The 19315-nt window shown below is 72.8% G+C and carries 18 protein-coding genes; 11 read left to right on the plus strand and 7 right to left on the minus strand.

Annotated features, from left to right (window positions below; all coding sequences use genetic code 11):
* The first annotated feature begins 26 nt into the window (after positions 1 to 26).
* Positions 27 to 266 carry a PLDc N-terminal domain-containing protein gene (locus DEJ24_RS01975; RefSeq protein ID WP_111077042.1) on the plus strand — a complete coding sequence of 80 codons (240 nt, stop codon included), beginning with the start codon at positions 27 to 29 and terminating at the stop codon, positions 264 to 266.
* A 100-nt stretch (positions 267 to 366) separates the two neighbouring features.
* Here DEJ24_RS01975 and DEJ24_RS01980 read toward each other — a convergent pair whose 3' ends face one another.
* The 5 genes from DEJ24_RS01980 to DEJ24_RS02000 form a co-directional block, all read right to left on the minus strand.
* Positions 367 to 2268 (minus strand): ABC transporter ATP-binding protein, encoded by a 1902-nt coding sequence (locus DEJ24_RS01980; protein ID WP_111077043.1) that lies wholly within the window; start codon positions 2266 to 2268, stop codon positions 367 to 369.
* 213 nt (positions 2269 to 2481) lie between these two features.
* Positions 2482 to 3426, minus strand: a complete 945-nt coding sequence (locus DEJ24_RS01985; protein ID WP_111077044.1) for an alpha/beta fold hydrolase — start codon at positions 3424 to 3426, stop codon at positions 2482 to 2484.
* Between the two features lie 21 nt (positions 3427 to 3447).
* Positions 3448 to 3972, minus strand: a complete 525-nt coding sequence (locus tag DEJ24_RS01990; protein ID WP_111077045.1) for a hypothetical protein — start codon at positions 3970 to 3972, stop codon at positions 3448 to 3450.
* On the minus strand, positions 3969 to 4445 hold the full coding sequence (locus tag DEJ24_RS01995) for an ASCH domain-containing protein (protein WP_111077046.1): 477 nt from the start codon (positions 4443 to 4445) through the stop codon (positions 3969 to 3971). Before DEJ24_RS01995 ends, DEJ24_RS01990 begins: the two co-directional genes overlap by 4 nt.
* Positions 4446 to 4489: 44 nt before the next feature.
* A complete protein-coding gene (locus tag DEJ24_RS02000; protein WP_111077047.1) occupies positions 4490 to 5374 on the minus strand; it encodes an alpha/beta hydrolase family protein in 885 nt (294 codons plus the stop codon).
* Between the two features lie 176 nt (positions 5375 to 5550).
* Here DEJ24_RS02000 and DEJ24_RS02005 point away from each other — a divergent pair, with 176 nt between their 5' ends.
* Complete coding sequence (locus tag DEJ24_RS02005) at positions 5551 to 6585, plus strand: hypothetical protein (protein ID WP_111077048.1); 1035 nt, start codon at positions 5551 to 5553, stop codon at positions 6583 to 6585.
* Here DEJ24_RS02005 and DEJ24_RS02010 read toward each other — a convergent pair.
* Together DEJ24_RS02010 and DEJ24_RS02015 are read right to left on the minus strand one after the other, a co-directional pair.
* Entirely contained in the window at positions 6509 to 7213 is a 705-nt protein-coding gene (locus DEJ24_RS02010; RefSeq protein WP_111077049.1) for an NAD(P)-dependent oxidoreductase, read from the minus strand. The genes DEJ24_RS02005 and DEJ24_RS02010 overlap by 77 nt on opposite strands.
* Positions 7213 to 8289: a zinc-binding alcohol dehydrogenase family protein gene (locus DEJ24_RS02015; protein WP_111077050.1), complete on the minus strand. Its 1077-nt coding sequence runs from the start codon at positions 8287 to 8289 to the stop codon at positions 7213 to 7215. The genes DEJ24_RS02010 and DEJ24_RS02015 overlap by 1 nt, the downstream gene beginning before the upstream one ends.
* Positions 8290 to 8381: 92 nt before the next feature.
* On the opposite strand from DEJ24_RS02015, the gene DEJ24_RS02020 reads away from it, so the two are divergent.
* From DEJ24_RS02020 to DEJ24_RS02060, 9 genes are all read left to right on the plus strand, one after another.
* Entirely contained in the window at positions 8382 to 8948 is a 567-nt protein-coding gene (locus tag DEJ24_RS02020; RefSeq protein WP_111077105.1) for a TetR/AcrR family transcriptional regulator, read from the plus strand.
* Positions 8949 to 9001: 53 nt separating this feature from the next.
* A complete protein-coding gene (locus DEJ24_RS02025) occupies positions 9002 to 10039 on the plus strand; it encodes a zinc-binding dehydrogenase (RefSeq protein WP_111077051.1) in 1038 nt (345 codons plus the stop codon).
* The gene (locus DEJ24_RS02030) at positions 10036 to 10791 is read left to right on the plus strand and encodes a hypothetical protein (RefSeq protein ID WP_111077052.1); all 756 of its coding nucleotides are present in this window, start codon (positions 10036 to 10038) and stop codon (positions 10789 to 10791) included. Before DEJ24_RS02025 ends, DEJ24_RS02030 begins: the two co-directional genes overlap by 4 nt.
* A gap of 29 nt (positions 10792 to 10820) precedes the next feature.
* Positions 10821 to 11531, plus strand: coding sequence for a GntR family transcriptional regulator (locus DEJ24_RS02035; RefSeq protein WP_181436495.1), 711 nt, complete (start codon positions 10821 to 10823; stop codon positions 11529 to 11531).
* On the plus strand, positions 11528 to 12568 hold the full coding sequence (locus DEJ24_RS02040; protein WP_111077054.1) for an ADP-ribosylglycohydrolase family protein: 1041 nt from the start codon (positions 11528 to 11530) through the stop codon (positions 12566 to 12568). Before DEJ24_RS02035 ends, DEJ24_RS02040 begins: the two co-directional genes overlap by 4 nt.
* A gap of 90 nt (positions 12569 to 12658) precedes the next feature.
* Positions 12659 to 14167, plus strand: a complete 1509-nt coding sequence (locus DEJ24_RS02045) for a cytosine permease (protein ID WP_111077055.1) — start codon at positions 12659 to 12661, stop codon at positions 14165 to 14167.
* Positions 14164 to 15084, plus strand: a complete 921-nt coding sequence (locus DEJ24_RS02050; RefSeq protein WP_111077056.1) for a PfkB family carbohydrate kinase — start codon at positions 14164 to 14166, stop codon at positions 15082 to 15084. The genes DEJ24_RS02045 and DEJ24_RS02050 overlap by 4 nt, the downstream gene beginning before the upstream one ends.
* An 81-nt stretch (positions 15085 to 15165) precedes the next feature.
* A complete protein-coding gene (locus DEJ24_RS02055) occupies positions 15166 to 15450 on the plus strand; it encodes a hypothetical protein (protein ID WP_111077057.1) in 285 nt (94 codons plus the stop codon).
* Between the two features lie 163 nt (positions 15451 to 15613).
* Positions 15614 to 19165: an Ig-like domain repeat protein gene (locus DEJ24_RS02060; protein ID WP_111077058.1), complete on the plus strand. Its 3552-nt coding sequence runs from the start codon at positions 15614 to 15616 to the stop codon at positions 19163 to 19165.
* Positions 19166 to 19315: the final 150 nt, after the last annotated feature.

Here is a 19315-nt window from a genome sequence, read left to right on the forward strand (position 1 = left end):
GTCGCACGGGAGCCGGAGGTCCTGCCATGCACAACGCCGTCATCCCGCAGCAGTACGACACGTCATGGACTATCGTGCTCGTCGCGGTCCTGGCACTGATGGTCGCGGCCGTCGTTTCCGTCGTCCGGAACACCGCGCGGATGACTCTGCTCGCGACGGTCGTGTGGGTCGTCGGGGTGATCGTGCTCCCGGTGCTGGGGTCGCTCGTCTGGTTCTTCGTCGGACGGCGGGATCTCCGCCGACGTTCGAGCCCGCTGCATGATTGACCGCCCCGCCCGCCCCGCCCCGCCCCGCCGTGGTGCTGAGGGCGGGCCCGACCGTGTCGGCGAGGAACAGCGTGTGCGACCGGCGGCCGGATCGCGAGGACTAGGTCGCGCTGACCGCTGCTTCGTCCGCCGCGACCTCCTTCTGCACCGCGAACTGGGTCCGGTGCAGCTCCTCGTACCGTCCACCTGCGGCCAGCAGTTCCTCGTGCGTCCCGCGCTCCACGATCGAGCCGTCCTCGACGACCAGGATCAGGTCCGCGCTGCGGATGGTGGAGAGGCGGTGGGCGATCACCATCGCCGTCCGGCCCTCGAGTGCCTCGCTCAGCGCGGCCTGCACGGCGGCCTCGGACGTCGAGTCCAGAGCGGCCGTCGCCTCGTCGAGTATGACGACGCGCGGTTGCGCGAGCAGGAGGCGCGCGATGGTCATCCGCTGACGCTCACCACCGGACAGCCGGTAGCCACGCTCGCCGACCATGGTGTCGAGCTGGTCCGGCAGGGACCGGATGAGCGGCTCGAGGCGGGCGCGGCGGACCGCGTCCCACACCTCGTCATCGGTGGCCTCGGGCCGGGCCAGCCGCAGGTTCGAGCGGATGGTCTCGTGGAACAGGTGGCCGTCCTGCGTCACCATGCCCATCGTGTGCCGCATCGAGCTGAAGGTGACGTCGCGGACGTCGGTCCCGCCGAGGCGGACGGCACCGCTGTCCACGTCGTACAGGCGCGAGAGCAGCTGCGCGACCGTCGACTTGCCCGCGCCGGACGTGCCGACGAGGGCGACGGTCTGCCCCGGCTCGATCCGGAACGAGACCCCGTGCAGGACCTCGTCCCCGCCGCGGGTGTCCAGCGTGGAGACCTCCTCGAGCGAGGCCAGGGACACCTTGTCCGCGGACGGGTAGGCGAAGCGGACGTCGTCGAACTCGACCGCGACCGGACCGTCGGGGATCGAGACGGCGTCGGGCTTCTCCTGGATGAGCGGCTTCAGGTCGAGGACCTCGAAGACGCGCTCGAAGCTGACCACGGCGCTCATGATCTCCACCCGGGCGTTCGCCAGGCTGGTCAGCGGCGCGTAGAGGCGGGTGAGCAGGAGGGCCAGGGTCACCACGTCGCCGGTGTTCAGCTGCCCGCCGAGTGCGAGGGAACCACCGACCCCGTAGACGAGGGCGAGTGCGAGGGCGGAGACCAGGGTGAGCGCGGTGACGAAGACGAACTGCAGCAGCGCACTCCGGACCCCGATGTCGCGGACGCGGGCGGCGCGGACGCGGAACTCCTCGGCTTCCTCGTCGGGACGGCCGAACAGCTTGACGAGGGTGGCGCCGGGCGCCGAGAACCGCTCGGTCATCTGCGTGCTCATCGCGGAGTTGTGGTCGGCGGCCTCGCGGCGCAGTGCAGCGAGGCGGCTGCCCATCCGGCGTGCGGGGATGAGGAAGACCGGGAGCATGACCACCGCGAGCACCGTCACGAGCCAGGACGTGCTGAGCATCACGGCCAGGGTGAGGACCAGCGCCACGACGTTCGTGACGACGCCGGACAGCGTGCCGCTGAAGGCCTGCTGGGCGCCGATCACGTCGTTGTTCAGCCGGCTCACGAGCGCGCCCGTCCGGGTGCGGGTGAAGAAGGCGATCGGCATCTTCTGCACGTGGTTGAACACGGCGGTGCGGAGGTCCAGGATCACGCCCTCGCCGATCCGCGCCGAGTACCAGCGGGTCACCAGCGACGCGGCGGCGTCGGCGACGGCCACCAGGGCGATGACGACGGCGAGCCAGACGATGGTGCGGACCCCGCCGCGGGCCGCGATGACGTCGACCACCTGGCCGGCGAGCACCGGCGTCGCGACCGCCAGGAACGCCCCCACGACGGAGAGGACGATGAAGACCACCAGCTTGGACCGGTACGGCACGGCGAACGTCATGATCCGCCGCACGGACTCGCGGGAGATGCCGTGCTTGCCGTCCCGGGCGGTCGAGATCTTGTAGAGCGAGCTCCAGGCCACGCCTTCCATGCTCATGACAGTTCCCTCCGTGGCCAGCCGGCCCTGCTGCGGTGGCGGTTGCCCGGACTCGGGGTCCTCAGCGGCGGCGGCGACCAGGGAGTCAGGATACGGCTCGACCGGCGCCGAGCGGGCGGCTGGCGTGCGCAACGCGGCTGGCCAGATGCTGCAGTGTGATCTGCCGGGCGGACGTCCCGACCGGTGACGCGGGACCCCGCGCGTGCTGGCTGCTCAGCAGAACCCGTCGAGCGCCGCCGTCAGCGCCGCGCTCCCACCCGGCCCGCCGTGCCCCTCGTCCTCGACGATGGTGAGCGTGCTCTGCGGGAGTTCCCGGTGCACACGCCAGGCCGTGACGGCCGGCCCGCTGAGGTCCCGCCGCCCGTGGACGAGCGCCGTCGGGACGTGCGCGATCCGGTGCAGACGCGCCAGCACGGCCTGGTCGCCCGGCAGGAACCCGTCGTTCGCCCAGTAGTGCGTGACGAGGGTGGCGAAGCCTTCGCGCAGCTCCGGACCCAGGTGACCGCGCTCACGGAGTGCGGGGTCGTCGAGGGAGACGTGGACGTTCTCCCAACGGTCCCAGGCCTGCGCGGCGTCCGCACGGGCCTCCCGGTCGGCACCGGCCAGGCGACGTGCGTATGCGTCGACGACGCGCTCACCCGGGAGGCGCTGGCTGGCTCGTTCGAACGCCTCCCACTCCGCCGGGAACACGCGTCCCACACCCTCCGTGATCCAGTCGACCTCGTCGCGGCTGGTCGTCGTGACGGCCATCAGGGCCAGCGCGCGGACACATGCTGGGTGCTGTTGTGCGTACGCGAGGGCGAGGGTGGTGCCCCACGAGATCCCGGCGACGACCCAGTCCTCGACGCCCAGGTGCTGCCGGACCGCTTCGATGTCGGCGATCAGCCGCTGGGTGGTGTGGGCGGCGAGCCGGTCGCGGGACTCCGTGACGAGGGGGCGGCTCCGGCCGCTGCCACGCTGGTCGATGCCGATCAGGCGGTAGCGAGCGGGGTCGAAGTGCGTCCGGTACCAGCCGCTGCCGAGCGAGCCGCCGGGTCCGCCGTGCAGCCAGAGGGCGGGGACGCCGTCGGGGGAGCCGGACTCCTCCCAGTAGAGGGACGTTCCGTCACCGACGTCGAGCAGGCCGGAGGCACTGGGTTCGGTCCTCGGGTACGGCATGGCTCGACGGTACCGGCCGTGTCAGCCGTGCAGGGCGTCAGCGAGGGTGAGGTGAGTGGGGAGTTCGTCGCCCTCGTCCGTGCCCCGGCGGAAGTCGGTGCGACCGTCCTCGCCGACGTACACACCGGCTGCACCGCCCGTGATGAAGTACTGGTCGGCCAGGTCGCCGTCGAGCGCCGACGGCGTGAGGTAGAGCAGGTACGTGCCCCCGTCTTCGAGGAGCATCCCCGGACCCGACGAGCGGGTGGTGCCGTGCTGGCGGACGACGACCGTGGACCCGGCCGGATGGTCGGGGTCGGTCTTGGCGGTCGCCACGATCCGGACCGTGGACAGTGTGGTGGGGTCGGCATCCGCGACGTCGTTCGCGACGCGTTGCTGTCGGACGGTGCCGGTCACGACGAGGGAGCTGTGGTCGGCCATGCTGCTGACGGAGTCGTACATCCGCGCTCGGGAGCCGCTGGACGCGGACGAGCAGCCGGTGACGGTCACCACGCCGGCGGCGAGCAGCGCCGCCGCGACGAGGGTGCCGAGCCGGACCCGCGTCACGGCTCGACCCGGGTCGGCCAGAGCAGCCGGAAGCGCTCGCACACGACGGGCATGTCCGGTGCCCAGCCCCGCGGGTCCTCGGAGTGCTGGCGCCAGTACCGTTCGTGCGACGCCCGCCAGTACGCCAGGCTCCGGTCGCCCTCACCCTCGGCTCGGGCGTGCTCGGCGTCGACCTGGTCGAACGGGACGGTCCGGATGTCCGTCGTCACGATGACCGCGCTCGGCTGGTCGGCGCCGTCGAGGATGAGGCTGTGTTCGCCGACCTCGGGCAGTGGTTCCGCGGTCGCTTCGTAGTCCCAGAGTGATGACGCCGTGCCGTCCTTCACGCCGGCGAGGACCAGCGCGAGCAGGTCGTCGGCGTGCTCGGGCGTCGCGCCGAACGCCCACGCCGGGGGCACTTCCTCGGGCAGGTCCGGGGACTCCTGGCGGCGGGCGGCCCAGAAGGCGGCCACGGAAGGCGACGCTGCGTCCATGGCGCGACCCTAGCGGTGCCGCCGGTTCCCGCGCGAGGAGACCATCAGAGAGCAGCTGCGAGGAACCGCAACTGCTCCGGAGCCACACGCCGCCAGTACGACCAGTCGTGCGCCCCGAGCGTGAAGCTCGACTGCGGCGCCGGCGTGATGCGGTGCACGAGTTGCTCGTCGCCCGGGCAGAAGGCGTCGGCGGTGCCGCAGGTGATCCGTGTGTGCAGGGTGCCGAGCACCGCGGTCCGGGCCGTCAGGTCGTGCTGCGCGAAGTCCTCTGCGCCGTCGAACGCACCCGAGGCCGCCCGCTGCGGAGTCGGCCAGAGCGCCACCGAGCTCGCTGCGACGGCCCACACCCGCTCCGGCCCGAGGGTGCTGCCGACCAGGAGTGCGCCGTACGCCCCCATCGACCAGCCGAACAGCCCGAGCCGCTCGACGTCCAACCCGTGGTCGTGCAGCAGGGGGAGGAACTCGTCGACGAGCATCCGGTGCGGGTCCCGCCCCGAGGCGCGGGGGTGCCAGTAGTCGTTGCCGCCGTCGATCGACGCGATCGCGACGGCGGGCTCGCCCGCTGCCCGGGCCGCGGCCTGGAACCGGTCGAGGTGCATGCCGTGGTCGAAGCTGCTGCGGTGGTCGCCGCCGTACCCGTGCAGGGACACGACGACGGGCAACGGGTCACCCGCGGCCGATCCGGGCGGGTAGCTGATCGTCCACCCGGTCTCGGCACCACCGCGGGCAGCCGAGGTGAACGAGCCCTCGATGCGGGACCCGGTCCGGCTGGTCGGGACGACGCCGGCAGGTCCGGTCATCCCGAGCCTCCGTTCGACCGCGGCCCGTCCGGGCAGCACGCCCTGCTCGAGCAGGACGGCGCCGGCGGCGGCCGCGAGGACGACCGATCCGCCGCCGATGAGCAGCGTGCGTCGCGACAGTGTCGTCATCGGACCCCTCTTCCGGTGTGGTGCGACGACGTTCCCAGGGAGCACTGGAGAAGACCCCACGACACGCTGCGGGAGCGCTCAGGGCAGGATCAGCACCTCGTCAGCACCTCGTCAGCACCGGGGACGCCGGTGGCACTGAGCCGGTCCTGGGAACCGCGGCCGGTACCGTGGTCCGCATGTCCTCGGGGGAACAGCACGACCACACGTCCGCGCCCACGCAAGCCGGGTCCGCGCCAGCGACGGGGTCGGGAGCCGGAGCCACGCTCGGCCTCGGTGCCGCCGTCGGCATCGTCGGGGCGGTCCTCGGCCTGCTGCCGTGGATCGTCACCGGCATGCACCTGCCGTTGCAGAACCTGTGGGAGACGTCGGTCGCTGACGAACGGGACATGCCGATCGCGTTCCTGCCCTTCAACCAGTACTTCCTGACCTTCCTGGCCGCTTTGCTGCTGACCGGGGCCGGCATCGTCGGAGTCACGGCCCGTCGGCTCCACGGGCGTCTGGGACGCCCCGGGGTGTTCGCGGCCTTCGGCGGACTGCTGCTCGTGCAGGTGGTCGCGGTGGTGCAGACCACGGTCGTCACGACGGCCGGCCTCGGCATGGACCGCACCGTCGGGACGGGAGGCGCGATCAGCGCCTCCGAGATCTACGTCGTCGCCCTCGTGGTCGGCTCCGCCCTCACCGTCCTGCTCGGGGCCGGGCTCGTGCTGCTCCTCGCGCTCGCACCGGACGGCGTCGCGGTGGTCGCGCTCGCCGTCGTTGCGGTGGCGCTCGCCGAGTGGCTGCGGGGATTCGTGCTGCCGCCGGCGACCCTCTCGACCGGGCTGCAGAGCACGATCGCCGGGTGGGCGTGGTGGGTCGCGCCGGTCGTGGTCGGGCTCGGCATCGCGGTGACCGGTGTCCGTTCCGCCGGCCGGGTGGTCGGGGTGCTCGTCGCGCTCGTCGTGCTGCTCGTCGGGCCGGCACTGCTCACCGCCGTCGACGGTGCGGCGGGGATGCGGGTGTTGGCCCCGTACCCCCTCGAGCTCGTCGCGTTCGGGTCGGGCCTCTTCGGCGATGTGCTCGGACGCGGACTGGTGGCGGTCGTCCTCGCGGCGGTCATCGGCTGGGTGGGGATCGCCCTGCTGCGACGGCGTCCTACCGGCCGGCGGTCCACCGGTCTGCGCGCTTCCGACCCGCCGTCTTCCGGTACGCCGTCTTCCGGTACGCGCTGAGGCTCGTCGTGTGCACCGCCGTCGGGTCGTCGAGCAGCCGCAGGTCGTAGGCGGCGCAGTCCCCGAAGGTCCCGATGCCCGGCGTCCCCTCGGTCGGCTCGAGCACGCCCTTCGAGGGGCCGTTCGACCCGATGCCGGCGCGGTGCACCATCCACTCGAGGTCCGTCGCCTCATCGGCCAGGTACCGCATCACCGCCTCGTTGTCCCGGTGCTGGCCGTCGTAGCTGCGGGCGATCGTGTTCCGGATCACCCAGAGCGCGGGCGTCAACCGACCGTGCGGCGGGGCACTGAGCGCACCCGCCTGGTACAGGAACCGGCGGATCCCGGTCCGGCGCATCGCGGGCACCAGGCGTCGGACGAACGCCGTGTTCACCATCGCCGTCCGCTGCGCCTGCACGTCACCGAGCAGCGAGACCACCGCGTCGACACCGTCGAGCAGTCCGTCGAGGTCCAGGTCGTCGGTCACCGACCCCTGCCGCACGTCGAGTCCGGCACGCGGGGGACCGGCCTTGGCGGGCGTCCGGGCGAGGACGCGGACGCGGCGTCCGGCCGCGAGGGCGAGGTCGGTGAGGTGGCGGCCGGTCTGTCCGGTCCCGCCGAACACCAGGATCGTGCGCTGCGACTCCATCAGGCGTCCATCCCGACGACGATCTTGGTCGCCGAGACGCCGTCCCGGAGGGTCTGCAGAGCGGTGGGGAGGGCCTCCAGTCCGTGGCCGACGACCGTCGGCTCGGGTGCCGGACGGAACCGTCCGTCGGCGAGAGCCGCAGGCAGGAAGTCGCGGAACACCGCCGGCCCGACCGGCGAGACGACGGGGGTGCCACCCCAGATCGCGGTGACGTGCATGCCGCGGATCCGCTCGATGCGCGAGCGCACCGCGGTCGCCGGGTCGGGGTAGGCGGACGCGATCCGCTTCGTGCCGGGTGCGGAACGCGCGATGCGCAGGGCGTGCCCGAGCGAGCCCTTCCCGATCGCGACGGTGCCGACGAGGCGCCGCCCGCCGAGTGCTGCGACGACCTGGCGGTCGACGTCGGCGTCGCGGTAGTCGACGACGGTCTCGGCACCCAGGGAGCGGACCAGGTCGTGGTTCGCCCGTCCGGCCGTCGCGACCACGGTGTAGCCGCTCGCGCGGGCGAGTTGGACGGCGTTCATCCCGACACTGGTCGACGCGCCCCAGACCAGGACGACCTCGTCGGCACGGGACGCCCCGACCGTGGGGAGCGGCAGGCCGAGCTGGTCCGTCTCGTACAGGCCGGCGGCGGCCGTCGCGAGTGCCAGCGGCAGGACCGCGGCACGTTCGAAGGCCACGTCGGCCGGGAGGCGCGTGGTGACGCGCTCGAGGACCGTCACGTACCGCTGGAACCCGCCTTCCGACGCGCGGTTCCGCGCTCGCTCCTGCCCGGCGGCGAACGCGGTCACCCGGTCGCCGGGCTGGAGGTCCGTGACGTCCGGGCCGACCGCGACGACCTCGCCGGCGACGTCGCTGCCCAGGACGGTCGGGAAGCGGACCCACGGTGAGACGAGTCGGCGGAGCGGCCCGGTGATGGCGTCGACGGGGTTCACCGCGATCGCACGGACCCGGATGACGACCTCACCGGCACCGGGGGTGGGCATCGGGGTCGGGCGCACCTCGAAGGGTCCGCGCGGGCCGAGGAGCCAGAGGGCTTCGTTCGTCGGGCTGTCGGTGGGATCGGGGGTGGACATGCGAGCTCCTCGCTCTCGGGCGTCAGCGATGATGACACGTGATGTCATCGTATCCCTTCATGGCACGACGTGTCATCGGGTACGATCGACCGATGCGATGGGCTCCGGATGCACGAGGTCGACTCGAGCGCGCGGCCTTCGAGCTCTTCGCCGAGCAGGGCTTCGCGGCGACGACCGTGCCGCAGATCACCGCACGCGCCGGCCTGACCACCCGGACGTTCTTCCGACACTTCGCCGACAAGCGGGAGGTCGTCTTCGCCGGCGACGAGATCCCCACGAACGCCGCACGACTCATCGCCGACGCCCCCACCGACCTCGAGCCCATGCAGGTCATCCGCAGCGTGCTGCACCAGGTCGCCGCCGCACGGTTCGACGGCAACCACGAGCAGACCGCCGCGTGGCGCCGGATCGTCGAGGGCAACGACGAACTCCGCGACCGGGACGCCCGCAAGCGATCCGACCTGGTCCGCGCTGCCCGGGGCGCCTTCGTCGAACGGGGGGAGACCCCGCTGCAGGCCACCGTCCTGGCCGAGGTCGGCGTGCTCGTGTTCCAGGTCGCGCTCGAGACCTGGGCCGAGGACGACGCTGCTGCTGTCCGACCGATGTCCGCCGTGATCGACGAGGTCCTCGCCGCACTGCCCCTCGCCGGCCGGCCCTGATCGCCCGGCGCTGACTGCCGGGCGCTGACTGCCCGGGTGGCAGGATCGGGCTCATGCGCGCCGTCACCTTCGACTCCTTCTCCGCGACGCCCGTCGTCACCGACGTCCCGGAACCCGCGTGCCCACCGCACGCGGCCGTCGTCCGCGTCGTCGCCACCGGCGTCTGCCGCAGCGACTGGCACGCCTGGCACGGCCACGACGACACCGTCGCGCTGCCGCACGTCCCCGGTCACGAGTTCGTCGGCGTCGTCGAGCGGGTCGGCGACCAGGTCCGGCAGTGGCAGCCCGGCACGCGGGTGACCGCACCGTTCGTCAACGCGTGCGGCACCTGCCCCACGTGCGTCGCCGGCCGTCAGAGCATCTGCCCGAACCAGACCCAGCCCGGCTTCGACCGCCCCGGCTCGTTCGCGGAACAGGTCGTCGTGCACCACGCCGACACGAACCTGGTCGCCGTGCCGGATGCCATCGACGACCCCACGGCCGCGGGCCTCGGCTGCCGGTTCGCCACCGCGTACCGGGCTGTCGTGAACCGTGCACGCACGGCGACGGGGGAGCACGTGGTCGTCTTCGGCTGCGGGGGAGTCGGGCTCTCGGCGATCGTCGTGGCGGTCTCGCGCGGTGCCCGGGTCGTCGCGGTCGACGTCTCCGCCGATGCGCTCGCCCTCGCTCGTTCCCTCGGTGCCGCCACCACGGTCGACGCGCGGACCGACGACGTCGACGAGCAGATCCGGGCCGCAACGGACGGCGGTGCGCACGTCGTCGTCGAGGCCCTCGGCCGTGCGTCCCTCGTCCGCCAGGGCATCGCCGCGCTCCGCCCCGGCGGTCGGCACGTCCAGGTCGGACTCCTCGCGGGCGAGGACGCCACCCCGCACGTCGACCTGGGCCGGGTCATCGCGCTCGAGCTCGAACTGCTCGGCAGTCACGGCATGTCCGCCCACGAGTACCCGGCGATGCTCGCCGAGATCGCGGCGGGCCGCCTCGACCCGGCGCCGCTGGTCGGGCGGACCATCTCCCTCGACGAGGCGCCGGCGGCGCTCGCCGCGATGGACCGGCCGGCGACGTCGGCGGGTACGACGGTGGTCGTGCTGTGATCGCGGCCGACCGCGGGATCGCCGGCGCAGTCCGGGTCAGCCGCGGCGGACCGCGTCGCCGTCACGTTCTCGGAACTGCGCTGGCCGCCGCCGTGGTCGTGCTGCTCACCGGATGTGCCGACGGCTCGCTCTCCTCCGGGGGAAGCGAGCACGGCGTGAGCCACCGAGGCCCCGCACCCACTGCCCGGTCGTACGAGGACGGCGTCGAGACCTGGGACCTGACGGTGCCGCCCTCGGTCGAGGCGTTCGGGATCGACACGGACGTCCCGGAGGGCGCGCGGACCCGCGTCGGTGCGTACGGCTCGGAGGCAGCCGGGGGACGTCCGGTCCGGTTCCTGCTCCCCGGCGGCGAGGAGGTCCGGGTCCGTGCGACCCAGGTGGTCTTCGACGCCCTCGACAACGCACAGGAGATGAAGAATGCGTCGGGCGAGGTGATCCTGCCGAAGGGGCGGCTGTTCCACCTCCGTGTCAACACCGTGCCGGTGGCAGGCGCGAAGGCCGGGGTGGACGGGTACCGCGACGTGCTCCGACAGCTCGATCTGCCGGACACCTCCGTCGGCGAGCTCGAGGAGGAGATCGCATCGGCCGACTCGGTCGACCCGGTGGATGCGTCGCAGCGGGTCGGCGTCGAAGCCGGCGTGCCGAAGACGGGCGGGCTGGACTTCGGGCCCAGCACGTCGTTCCGGCCGAACGACGATCCGCTGCTGTTCACGCTCCGGTTGAACGCAGCGTGGGACCCCGAGTCGAACTGAACAGGTCTTGTACATGTAGTCTGATGTTCATGCCCGTCTCACCGAAGCGACGCCTCGTCGCCGATGCCCTGCGCGACGCGATCGCGACGGGCCGGTACGCGCCGGGCCAACGCCTGCCGGGCGAACACGACCTGGCCGAACGCTTCGCCGTCAGCCGCGGGACCGTGCGGGCAGCGCTCGCCGACCTGGCCGACGAGGAGTACATCGCCATCCACGGCGGCATCGGCTCGATCGTCACCTTCGACGGCGCCGCGCTCGACCCCCGCAGCGGTTGGGCCCGTTCGCTCGCTGCCACCGGCACCGAGATCGCCGTCCGCGTCCTGCGCATCGAGCGCGTCAGCCGCCCCGGGCAGGCCGCCGAGCTCGGGCTCGACGACCCCGACTTCATCGCGGTCGACCGCGTCCGCCACGTGCTCGGTGGACCGGACGTGTCGCTCGAGCGCAGCCTGGTCCCGCCGTTCGGGAGGCTCGCCAGCGCCGTCGACGACGGTCTCGTCGACGACTCGCTCACCGCCACCATCGCGAGCGCCGGTCTGGTGCCCGCGCTCGCTGAGCAGTGGGTCGACGTGCAGCCGCTCACCGCGGAGGAGGCGGCTTCCCTCCACAGGGCGGTCGGGGAGCCGTTCCTCCACAGCCGACGGGTCTCCCGCACGGCCGACGGCGGGTTCGTGGAGGCTGTCGACAGCCTGCTCGACCCGAGCCGGTTCCGCCTGCACATGAAGTTCGGGAGCGCGTCATGACGACCACCACCAGCGCCGAGTACGAGCACGCGCTCGCGGCCTTCCGTGGGCTGGCGATCGGTGACGCACTCGGCATGCCCACGCAGTCGATGTCCCTCGACCAGATCCGTGCCGACCACGGGGTGATCGACGGGTTCGTGGACGCCGGTCCCCACCAGCGGATCGCACACGGCATGCCCGCGGCGAGCATCACCGACGACACCGAGCAGGCCGTCCTCGTGGCGCAGCTGCTCGTGCAGGGCGGCGGACGACTCGACCCGGTCGACTTCGCCCAGGCGCTCATCGCCTGGGAGCGGACGATGGCGGCGAAGGGCTCGCTCGACCTCCTCGGACCCAGCACCAAGACGGCCGTGCAGCGGATCCTCGACGGGGTCCCCGCTTCCGAAGCCGGCTCGACCGGCACCACGAACGGGGCGGCCATGCGGATCACCCCGGTCGGCATCGCCACACCGCTCTCCGGGCGTGGGGAAACCGGCACGGACGGTGTCACGGCTCTCGTCGACGCTGTCCAGGACGCCTCGCGCGTCACCCACGACACCGGACTCGGCATCGCCGGTGCCAGCGCGATCGCCGCGGCGGTCTCCGCCGGCATCGACGGTGCCACACGGTACGAGGCACTCGACGTGGCGATCGCCGCGGCCCGGATCGGTGCGACGCGGGGACACTGGGTCGCCGGTGCCTCGATCGCCGAGCGCACCGAGTGGGCCCGCAGGCACCTCGCCACCGTGCCGGCAGACCAGCGGATCGACGTCGTCTCCGGGCTCATCGGCACGAGTGTGGCGTCGCAGGAGTCCGTCGTCGCAGCGCTCGCCCTCGTCGCCCTCGACCTCGACCCCTGGCAGACCGTCTGCACCGCAGCGAGCATCGGCGGCGACACCGACACCATCGCCGCCATGGCCGGAGCCGTCCTCGGCGCCGTGCACGGAGCTGCGGCATGGTCCGACGACGCCGTGCACCGGGTCGAGACCATCAACGACCTGCACCTCGACGAGCTCACCGAGCAGCTCCTCGCCCTCCGCGCCGCCGCCGCCCGGTAGCGCCCTCCAGACCGCCGGGCGGTGGTGTTCCCCCCTTCACCGCCGCCCGGCCCCACCCCTCGCACCCTTCCGACGACGTAAGAGGACCTGATGACCACGACCCCCACGGACTCCGGCACCAAGTCCGGCACGCTGACCACGATCGAACAGCGCGGCATCGAGCCCGTCCCCGTCGCGAAACGGACCGGCACACCCGGTGCGCTGTTCTGGGTCTGGTTCGCCGCGAACATCTCGATCCTCGGGCTGCCCCTCGGCGCCACCCTCGTCGCGTTCCAGGGCCTGACCGTCTGGCAGGCGCTGCTCGTCGCCGTCATCGGAGCCGCCGGGTCGTTCGCGGTCGTCGGGGTCATCTCGATCGCCGGCCGTCGGGGCGGGGCACCCGGCCTGACCCTGAGCCGAGCCGTCTTCGGCGTCCGTGGCAACATCGGACCGACCGCTGTCTCGCTCCTCAGCCGCCTGGGCTGGGAGACCGTGAACACCACCACGGCCGCGTTCGTCCTGCTTTCGTTGTTCGCGATCCTGTTCGGCACCGACGGCGGCTCGAAGGCGCACCCGGTCGTCACCGTCGTCGCGATCCTGCTGTTCGTCGCCGCGACGGTGCTCATCTCCGGCCTCGGCCACGCGTTCATCGTCGCCGTGCAGAAGTGGGCGACGTGGGTCTTCGGCGCCCTCAACGTCTTCGTCGCGGTGTTCCTGGTCGCACGCATCGACTGGGACGTCGTCGGTGCGCAGCCGGCCGGACCCATCGCCGCCATGGTGATCGGCGTCGGCACCATCGCCGCCGGCACGGGCATCGGCTGGGCGACCGCCGGCGCCGACATCGCCCGCTACACGCGTACCAGCGTCCGCGCCGGCAAGCTCGTCGCCGCCAGCGCCGCGGGTGCCGGCATCCCCCTCGTCGTCCTGGTCGGGCTCGGCTCCCTGGTGTCCGCCGGTGACCCGACACTCGCCCAGGCCGGTGACCCGGTCGCCGCGATCCGCGACATGCTGCCCAGCTGGATGGCCGTGCCCTACCTGATCGCCGCGTTCGGTGGGCTGCTGCTGTCGAACCACCTGTCGGTGTACTCGGCGAGCCTCACCACGCTGACCCTCGGCGTGAAGGTCCCGCGGGTGTGGGCCGTCGCGGTCGATGTCGTCATCACCACGCTCGGTGCCATGTACTTCATGCTGGTCGCCGACGGCTTCTACGCCCCCTTCATCACGTTCATCTCGGTGCTCGCCGTCCCGATCACCGCCTGGCTCGGTGTCTTCATCGCCGACATGGTCCGCCGCACCTGGTACGACCCGGCCGCGCTGCTCGACCTGCGCCGCGGTGGCCGCTACTGGTACGCGGGCGGCATCGCCTGGCGTGCCGTGACCGCCTGGGTCGTCGCGATCGTCGTCGGCTTCCTGTTCACCAACGTCCAGGTGGGCGACGCCGACCCGGTCTTCGTCGGCGCGTTCTCGGACACGTGGCTCGGTGCGAACGGCCTCGGCTGGGTCGTCACCTTCATCGTCGCCGCGGCGGTCTACCTGCTCACCGGCGGCCCGCGCGGGACCCTGCACGAGCAGCCCGACCAGTCCGCGCCGCTCCCGCGCACCGAGCACACCGTCCGATGAGCCGCCTCGTCTCGGTCGGCAACGTCATCGTCGACATCGTCATGCGCATCGGCGAACTGCCCGAGCCCGGTGGCGACGTGATCGCCGACGGCTCCGAGATCACGGCCGGCGGTGGCCTCAACACCATGGTCGCCTCCCGCCGCGACGGCATGGACGTCGTCTTCGCAGGGCAGTACGGCACCGGTCCCTTCGGTGACGTCGTCCGCCGCGCCCTGACCGACTCCGGTGTCACCGTCGTGCAGCCCGGTCTCCCGGACGTCGACAGCGGCTACTGCGTGGCCCTCGTCGACGCCACCACCGAGCGCACCTTCGTCACGAGCGTCGGCGCGGAAGGGCAGCTCACGCGCGCCGACCTCGACCGCGTCGCACTCCGCGCCGACGACGTCGTCTTCGTCTCCGGGTACGGCCTGGCGCACGCGGTCAACGGCGCGGCCATCGCGGGCTGGCTCGGCACGGTGCCCTCGTCCGTCCGTGTCGTGTTCGACCCGTCACCCCTCGTCGACACCCTGCCGGCCGCCGTCCTGGCCGCCGTGTCCGCACGCTCCGACGTGGTCAGCGCCAACAGCCGGGAGGCCCGTCTGCTGTCCCCGACGTCGGCCACCCTCGCCGAGGCGACCGCGGCCATCGCCGCGGCCGCGCGGGGCACCGCCCTCGTCCGGGACGGCGCCGACGGCTGCTGGGTCGTCGAGTCCGGCGGCGAACCGGTCCTGGTCCCCGGGTTCCCCGTCGTCGCGGTCGACACCAACGGGGCGGGAGACGCACACGACGGCGTGCTGGCGGCGGCGCTGGGACGTGGGGCGGGCCTCCAGGACGCCGTCCGACGGGCCAACGCGGCGGCGGCACTCGCGGTGACCCGCACCGGACCGGCGACCGCGCCGACGGCGGAGGAGACGGACGCGCTGCTCGCTGCGGGGTGAACGGTGCGCGGTGGTGCGAGCGACTGGTTGCACTTCCGGACTCCCGCCGGGCGGCATAGTGTGCACGCAGGGAGGGACACCATGGACGAGCGGACCGAGCGCAGCCGGTACACCCAGCTGCCCCCGACCGTGGACCCGGCCGCCTTCGTGGTCGAGGTGCCGGCGTTCGAGGACGACCGACCGGCTCCTCCGCCGACCCCGCCCGCTGCGGCGCCGGAACTCGTCGCGGCCACGGAGTTCGCCCGCGGCGCCGGTGGTCCCCGGACGATCCGACGCACGCAGATCCCGGCCGCGCTGGTGATCGCCGGCGTGCCGATCGGGATCGTCGTCGTCATCGCGACCGTCCAGGTGCTGTTCACGCGCTGATCCCGGACCACCCGTCCCGACCGCTCGCTGCGCTCTGCGGACCAGGCATGCCGCCGGTGTTTCCTGCCCGTCAAGTGTTGGTTACGACCCCGTTTCCGATGCTCGGCAGACGCTGAGTCCCCTCGAAGCTTCCTCATGAGAAACCCTTCACACGAGGAGCCCCTTGCCCAGAACCCGTTCCCGGAGTCGGCTCGCTGCACTGGCGATCACCGCCACGCTGACTCCCGCCCTCGCCCTGACCGCAGTCCCTGCGTTCGCGGCGCCGACCCCTGATCCCGTCGTCGCATCCGGCAGCGACTGGGACGTCACCACCACCCCCGGCGGGTACCTGGTGTCCCTCGACCTCGACGAGCCCCTGCCGATGGTCGACGACGCCCCCACGCTCGTCGTCGACGGTGAGCCGGTGGGTCTCGCGACCGAGTCCGCCGACGGCCGCACCCTCCAGGTCCTCACGGCCGACCGGTCCGTCGCCGACGCGACCGACGTCAGCAAGGCCTGGTCGAGCGGTGACGAGGACAAGGCCGCGGAGACGACGACGGCCCCGGTCACGCCGCCCGTCCCCGAGAACCGGACACTCAAGCGGCAGATGAAGTCGCTCGCGACGGCCGCTGCCGTCGAGGACCCGTCGACCGCGGGTGCCTACTCCGTGACGGAGGCGGAGTACGACTTCGGCGACCAGGCGATCCCGCTCGCGGCGATCGGTGGCATCCGGGGTGAGCTCACCGGGAAGATGTACCTGACGAGCGCCGCCGGTGCGCGCCCGACCGTCGTGCTGCTGCACGGCCGCCACACCTCGTGCGCCGGCACCGGTGCGAACCCGCTGCGTTGGCCCTGTGGCCCGACGCAGTCGAACGTCCGCTCGTACCTCGGGTACGAGGGCACGGCCCGGGCGCTCGCGACCCGCGGCTACAACGTCGTCTCCATCGCGGCGAACGCCGTGAACTCGAACGACAACCAACTCGCGCTCGACTACGGCGCCGAGGCCCGCGGCCAGCTCATCCTCGACACGCTGGGGATGCTCGGCAAGGCAGATGCCGGAACAGCCGTCTCCTACGACGACGTCACGACGGCCACCGACGCCACCCCGAGCACCACGACCACCCGCACCCTCGACGACGCCCTCGTCCGCGCGACCACCCGCGCCGACCAGCCGGCCGCCGCTTCCGGTCTCACCGCAGCGTCCCTGAAGGGCCGGTTCGACCTGAGCCACGTCGGCATCATGGGCCACTCCCGCGGCGGTGAGGGCGTGGTCTCGGCCGCCACCCTCAACCAGGCGCTCCCGAAGCCGTACGGGATCGAGGCGGTCCTGCCGCTCGCGCCCGTCGACTTCGGCCGCATGACGCTGCCCGACGTCCCGACCGCGGTCTTCCTGCCCTACTGCGACGGCGACGTGTCGAACCAGCAGGGGCAGCACTTCATCGACGACTCCCGCCACGCCTTCGGCGACCAGGTCCTCCGGTCCGCCGTGTGGGTGATGGGCGCGAACCACAACTTCTTCAACACCGTGTGGACCCCGGGCCTGTACCCGGCGGCCACGGGCGACGACTGGCGGACGAGCGACACCACGTCCACCTGCTCGACGACCAACCCGACCCGCCTCACCGCGGCGCAGCAGTACCAGGTCGGCGTCAGCTACATGACCGGCTTCTTCCGCCTGACCATGGGCGGCGAGACGCAGTTCCAGTCGATGTTCGACGGATCGGTCAAGCCCGCGACCACCGCGACGCCGTTCGCGGACGTCCGGACCATGGCGACGCAGCCCACCGGGAAGACCCGGCTCGTCACCGACTTCACGACGTCCAGCTCGCTCGTCCGCACGGTCGGTGGCGCGACGGCCGCGGTCTGCACCAACCTGACCGGTCGCACGCTGCCGCAGTCGAACCCGTTCTGCGCCACGACGAAGGCCTCCGCACAGGTCCCGCACTGGACGCCGGGCTCGTTCGCGCCGAACGTCCCGACGTTCCCCACCACCCGCTTCCTCTGGACGGGTGCCTCGACGACGGACCCCGCGGTGCCGAGCACCGGTGAACTCCGTGTGTCCGTCCCCGCCTCCGCGCGCAACGTCACCGGCAGCACACAGATGACGCTGAAGACCGCACCCGACGAGGCCGTGCCCACCGGCACCGACTTCCGGGTCACGGTCCTGGACGGCTCCGGAGGCAGCTGGTCGACCGCCGCATCGGCGATCAACCCGCTCGCCGTCAACCGGATGCCGGGCGGCACGAACACCACGCTCAACAAGATCGTGCTGCAGCAGCTCACGATCCCCACGGCTTCGATGACGGGCGTCGACCTGACGGACGTCCGCGAGGTCCGCTTCACCGCGGGCGTCGGCGCGGACGGCACCGGGACCGGTGGCGTGTACCTGTCCGACCTCGCCTTCGACACCCCGAGCGTCGGCACCGCCGTCGCGGCGACCCGCACCACCGTGAACGTCGCCCCGACCACGGTCGAGGAGGGTGACGGCCCGGGCACCGCCGACGTCGCCGTCTACCTGTCCCGCGCCTCCGACCGGCCGGTCACCGGCTACGTCAGCGTGCTCGGCTCCGCCACCGGGTCGGTCGGTGTCGGCATGGAGCGCGTGACCTTCGCGCCCGGCGAGACCTGCCAGGCCGTCACCGTCCCGACCGCGGGCAACACCGCGGTCTCCGCGACGCCGAGCTCGGCGTTCAAGGTGAGCGTCACGAACACCCGGAACGCGGTCATGGGCGCCACGGCGTTCACGAACCTGACGGTCCGCGAGGACGACGGTGTCACGGCACCGGCGACCGAGCTGCCGCCCGTCGGTGCGCAGGGCGACGTCTGCGCCGAACGCGCCGCGGCGGTCACCCCGGTGACCCTCGGTACGTCCGCCGACACCGTCGCACCCGGCGGGTCGGTCGAGCTCACCGGTACCGGCTTCCGCGCCGGCGAGACCGTGACCTTCCGCTCCGGCACGACGGTCACCGACACGGTGGTCGCCGACAGCGCCGGCACGGCCAGCTCGACCCTGCGGATCGCGGAGGACGCCGACCTCGGTGCACTCGCCGTGTCCGCCGAGGGCGCCGGTTCCGGCCGGGAGGCCCAGGCCACCCTCGCGGTCCTCGCACCCACCGAGACGGTCCTGTCCGTCACCCCGGCCGAGCCGGTCGCAGGCGACGAGGTCGTCCTGACCGCCACGGTCACCGGCCGCGACACCGACGGCACCGTCACGTTCCGCGACGGCGAGCCCTCCGCTCGTGCCCGTGCCGCCGCGGCGACACTCGGAACGGCGGAGGTGACGGACGGGGTCGCGACGCTGACCCTGACCGACGGGTTGAGCGCCGGTGACCACACGCTGGTGGCGGCGTTCGGCGCGACCGCCACGGCGGACGCGTCCGCGTCCGACCCGGTGGTCGTCACCGTGGCGGCAGCACCGGTGGTGCCGACCCCGACGCCGACGCCGACCCCGACGCCGACCCCGGCTCCCTCACCGGGAGCCGGAACGCCGGGAGCGGGAACACCAGGTGGTGGGACGCCGAGCACGCCTGCACCGGGCGGCACCGCAGGGACGCCGACCGGCACCGTCGGCGACCCGGGCTCCGGCTCCGGGCCCGCGGGCGGTGCGGTCACCGAGCGGCCGGGCTCCCTCGCCTGGACCGGGGCCGAGATCGGGTCGGCGGCCCTCGCGGCGCTCCTGCTGCTGACGGCCGGAGTCGGGATCACCGTGGCACGTCGTCGTCGACGGACCGAGTGACACGCGCGCGCTGACAGAGCAGGGCCGTACCCGTCCGGGTGCGGCCCTGCTCTGTGTCCACCGAGAAGGCGCGACCTCGCCGAGATCGTCATCAGCGCGACCGTCCCGGTGGTGTTCGCGCACCGGGCGGTCCCGTCTTCCCAGAGCGGT

Source organism: Curtobacterium sp. MCPF17_001 (assembly GCF_003234615.1).
In the GTDB taxonomy this organism is placed as follows: Bacteria; Actinomycetota; Actinomycetes; order Actinomycetales; family Microbacteriaceae; genus Curtobacterium.

What these genes read in the sequence shown, in the direction of transcription:
- DEJ24_RS01975 (WP_111077042.1), top strand. Translation starts at nt 27, where the DNA reads ATGCACAACGCCGTCATCCCGCAGCAGTACGACACGTCATGGACTATC.
- DEJ24_RS01980 (WP_111077043.1), bottom strand. Translation starts at nt 2,268, where the DNA reads ATGAGCATGGAAGGCGTGGCCTGGAGCTCGCTCTACAAGATCTCGACC.
- DEJ24_RS01985 (WP_111077044.1), bottom strand. Translation starts at nt 3,426, where the DNA reads ATGCCGTACCCGAGGACCGAACCCAGTGCCTCCGGCCTGCTCGACGTC.
- DEJ24_RS01995 (WP_111077046.1), bottom strand. Translation starts at nt 4,445, where the DNA reads ATGGACGCAGCGTCGCCTTCCGTGGCCGCCTTCTGGGCCGCCCGCCGC.
- DEJ24_RS02000 (WP_111077047.1), bottom strand. Translation starts at nt 5,374, where the DNA reads ATGACGACACTGTCGCGACGCACGCTGCTCATCGGCGGCGGATCGGTC.
- DEJ24_RS02005 (WP_111077048.1), top strand. Translation starts at nt 5,551, where the DNA reads ATGTCCTCGGGGGAACAGCACGACCACACGTCCGCGCCCACGCAAGCC.
- DEJ24_RS02010 (WP_111077049.1), bottom strand. Translation starts at nt 7,213, where the DNA reads ATGGAGTCGCAGCGCACGATCCTGGTGTTCGGCGGGACCGGACAGACC.
- DEJ24_RS02015 (WP_111077050.1), bottom strand. Translation starts at nt 8,289, where the DNA reads ATGTCCACCCCCGATCCCACCGACAGCCCGACGAACGAAGCCCTCTGG.
- DEJ24_RS02020 (WP_111077105.1), top strand. Translation starts at nt 8,382, where the DNA reads ATGCGATGGGCTCCGGATGCACGAGGTCGACTCGAGCGCGCGGCCTTC.
- DEJ24_RS02025 (WP_111077051.1), top strand. Translation starts at nt 9,002, where the DNA reads ATGCGCGCCGTCACCTTCGACTCCTTCTCCGCGACGCCCGTCGTCACC.
- DEJ24_RS02035 (WP_181436495.1), top strand. Translation starts at nt 10,821, where the DNA reads ATGCCCGTCTCACCGAAGCGACGCCTCGTCGCCGATGCCCTGCGCGAC.
- DEJ24_RS02040 (WP_111077054.1), top strand. Translation starts at nt 11,528, where the DNA reads ATGACGACCACCACCAGCGCCGAGTACGAGCACGCGCTCGCGGCCTTC.
- DEJ24_RS02045 (WP_111077055.1), top strand. Translation starts at nt 12,659, where the DNA reads ATGACCACGACCCCCACGGACTCCGGCACCAAGTCCGGCACGCTGACC.
- DEJ24_RS02050 (WP_111077056.1), top strand. Translation starts at nt 14,164, where the DNA reads ATGAGCCGCCTCGTCTCGGTCGGCAACGTCATCGTCGACATCGTCATG.
- DEJ24_RS02055 (WP_111077057.1), top strand. Translation starts at nt 15,166, where the DNA reads ATGGACGAGCGGACCGAGCGCAGCCGGTACACCCAGCTGCCCCCGACC.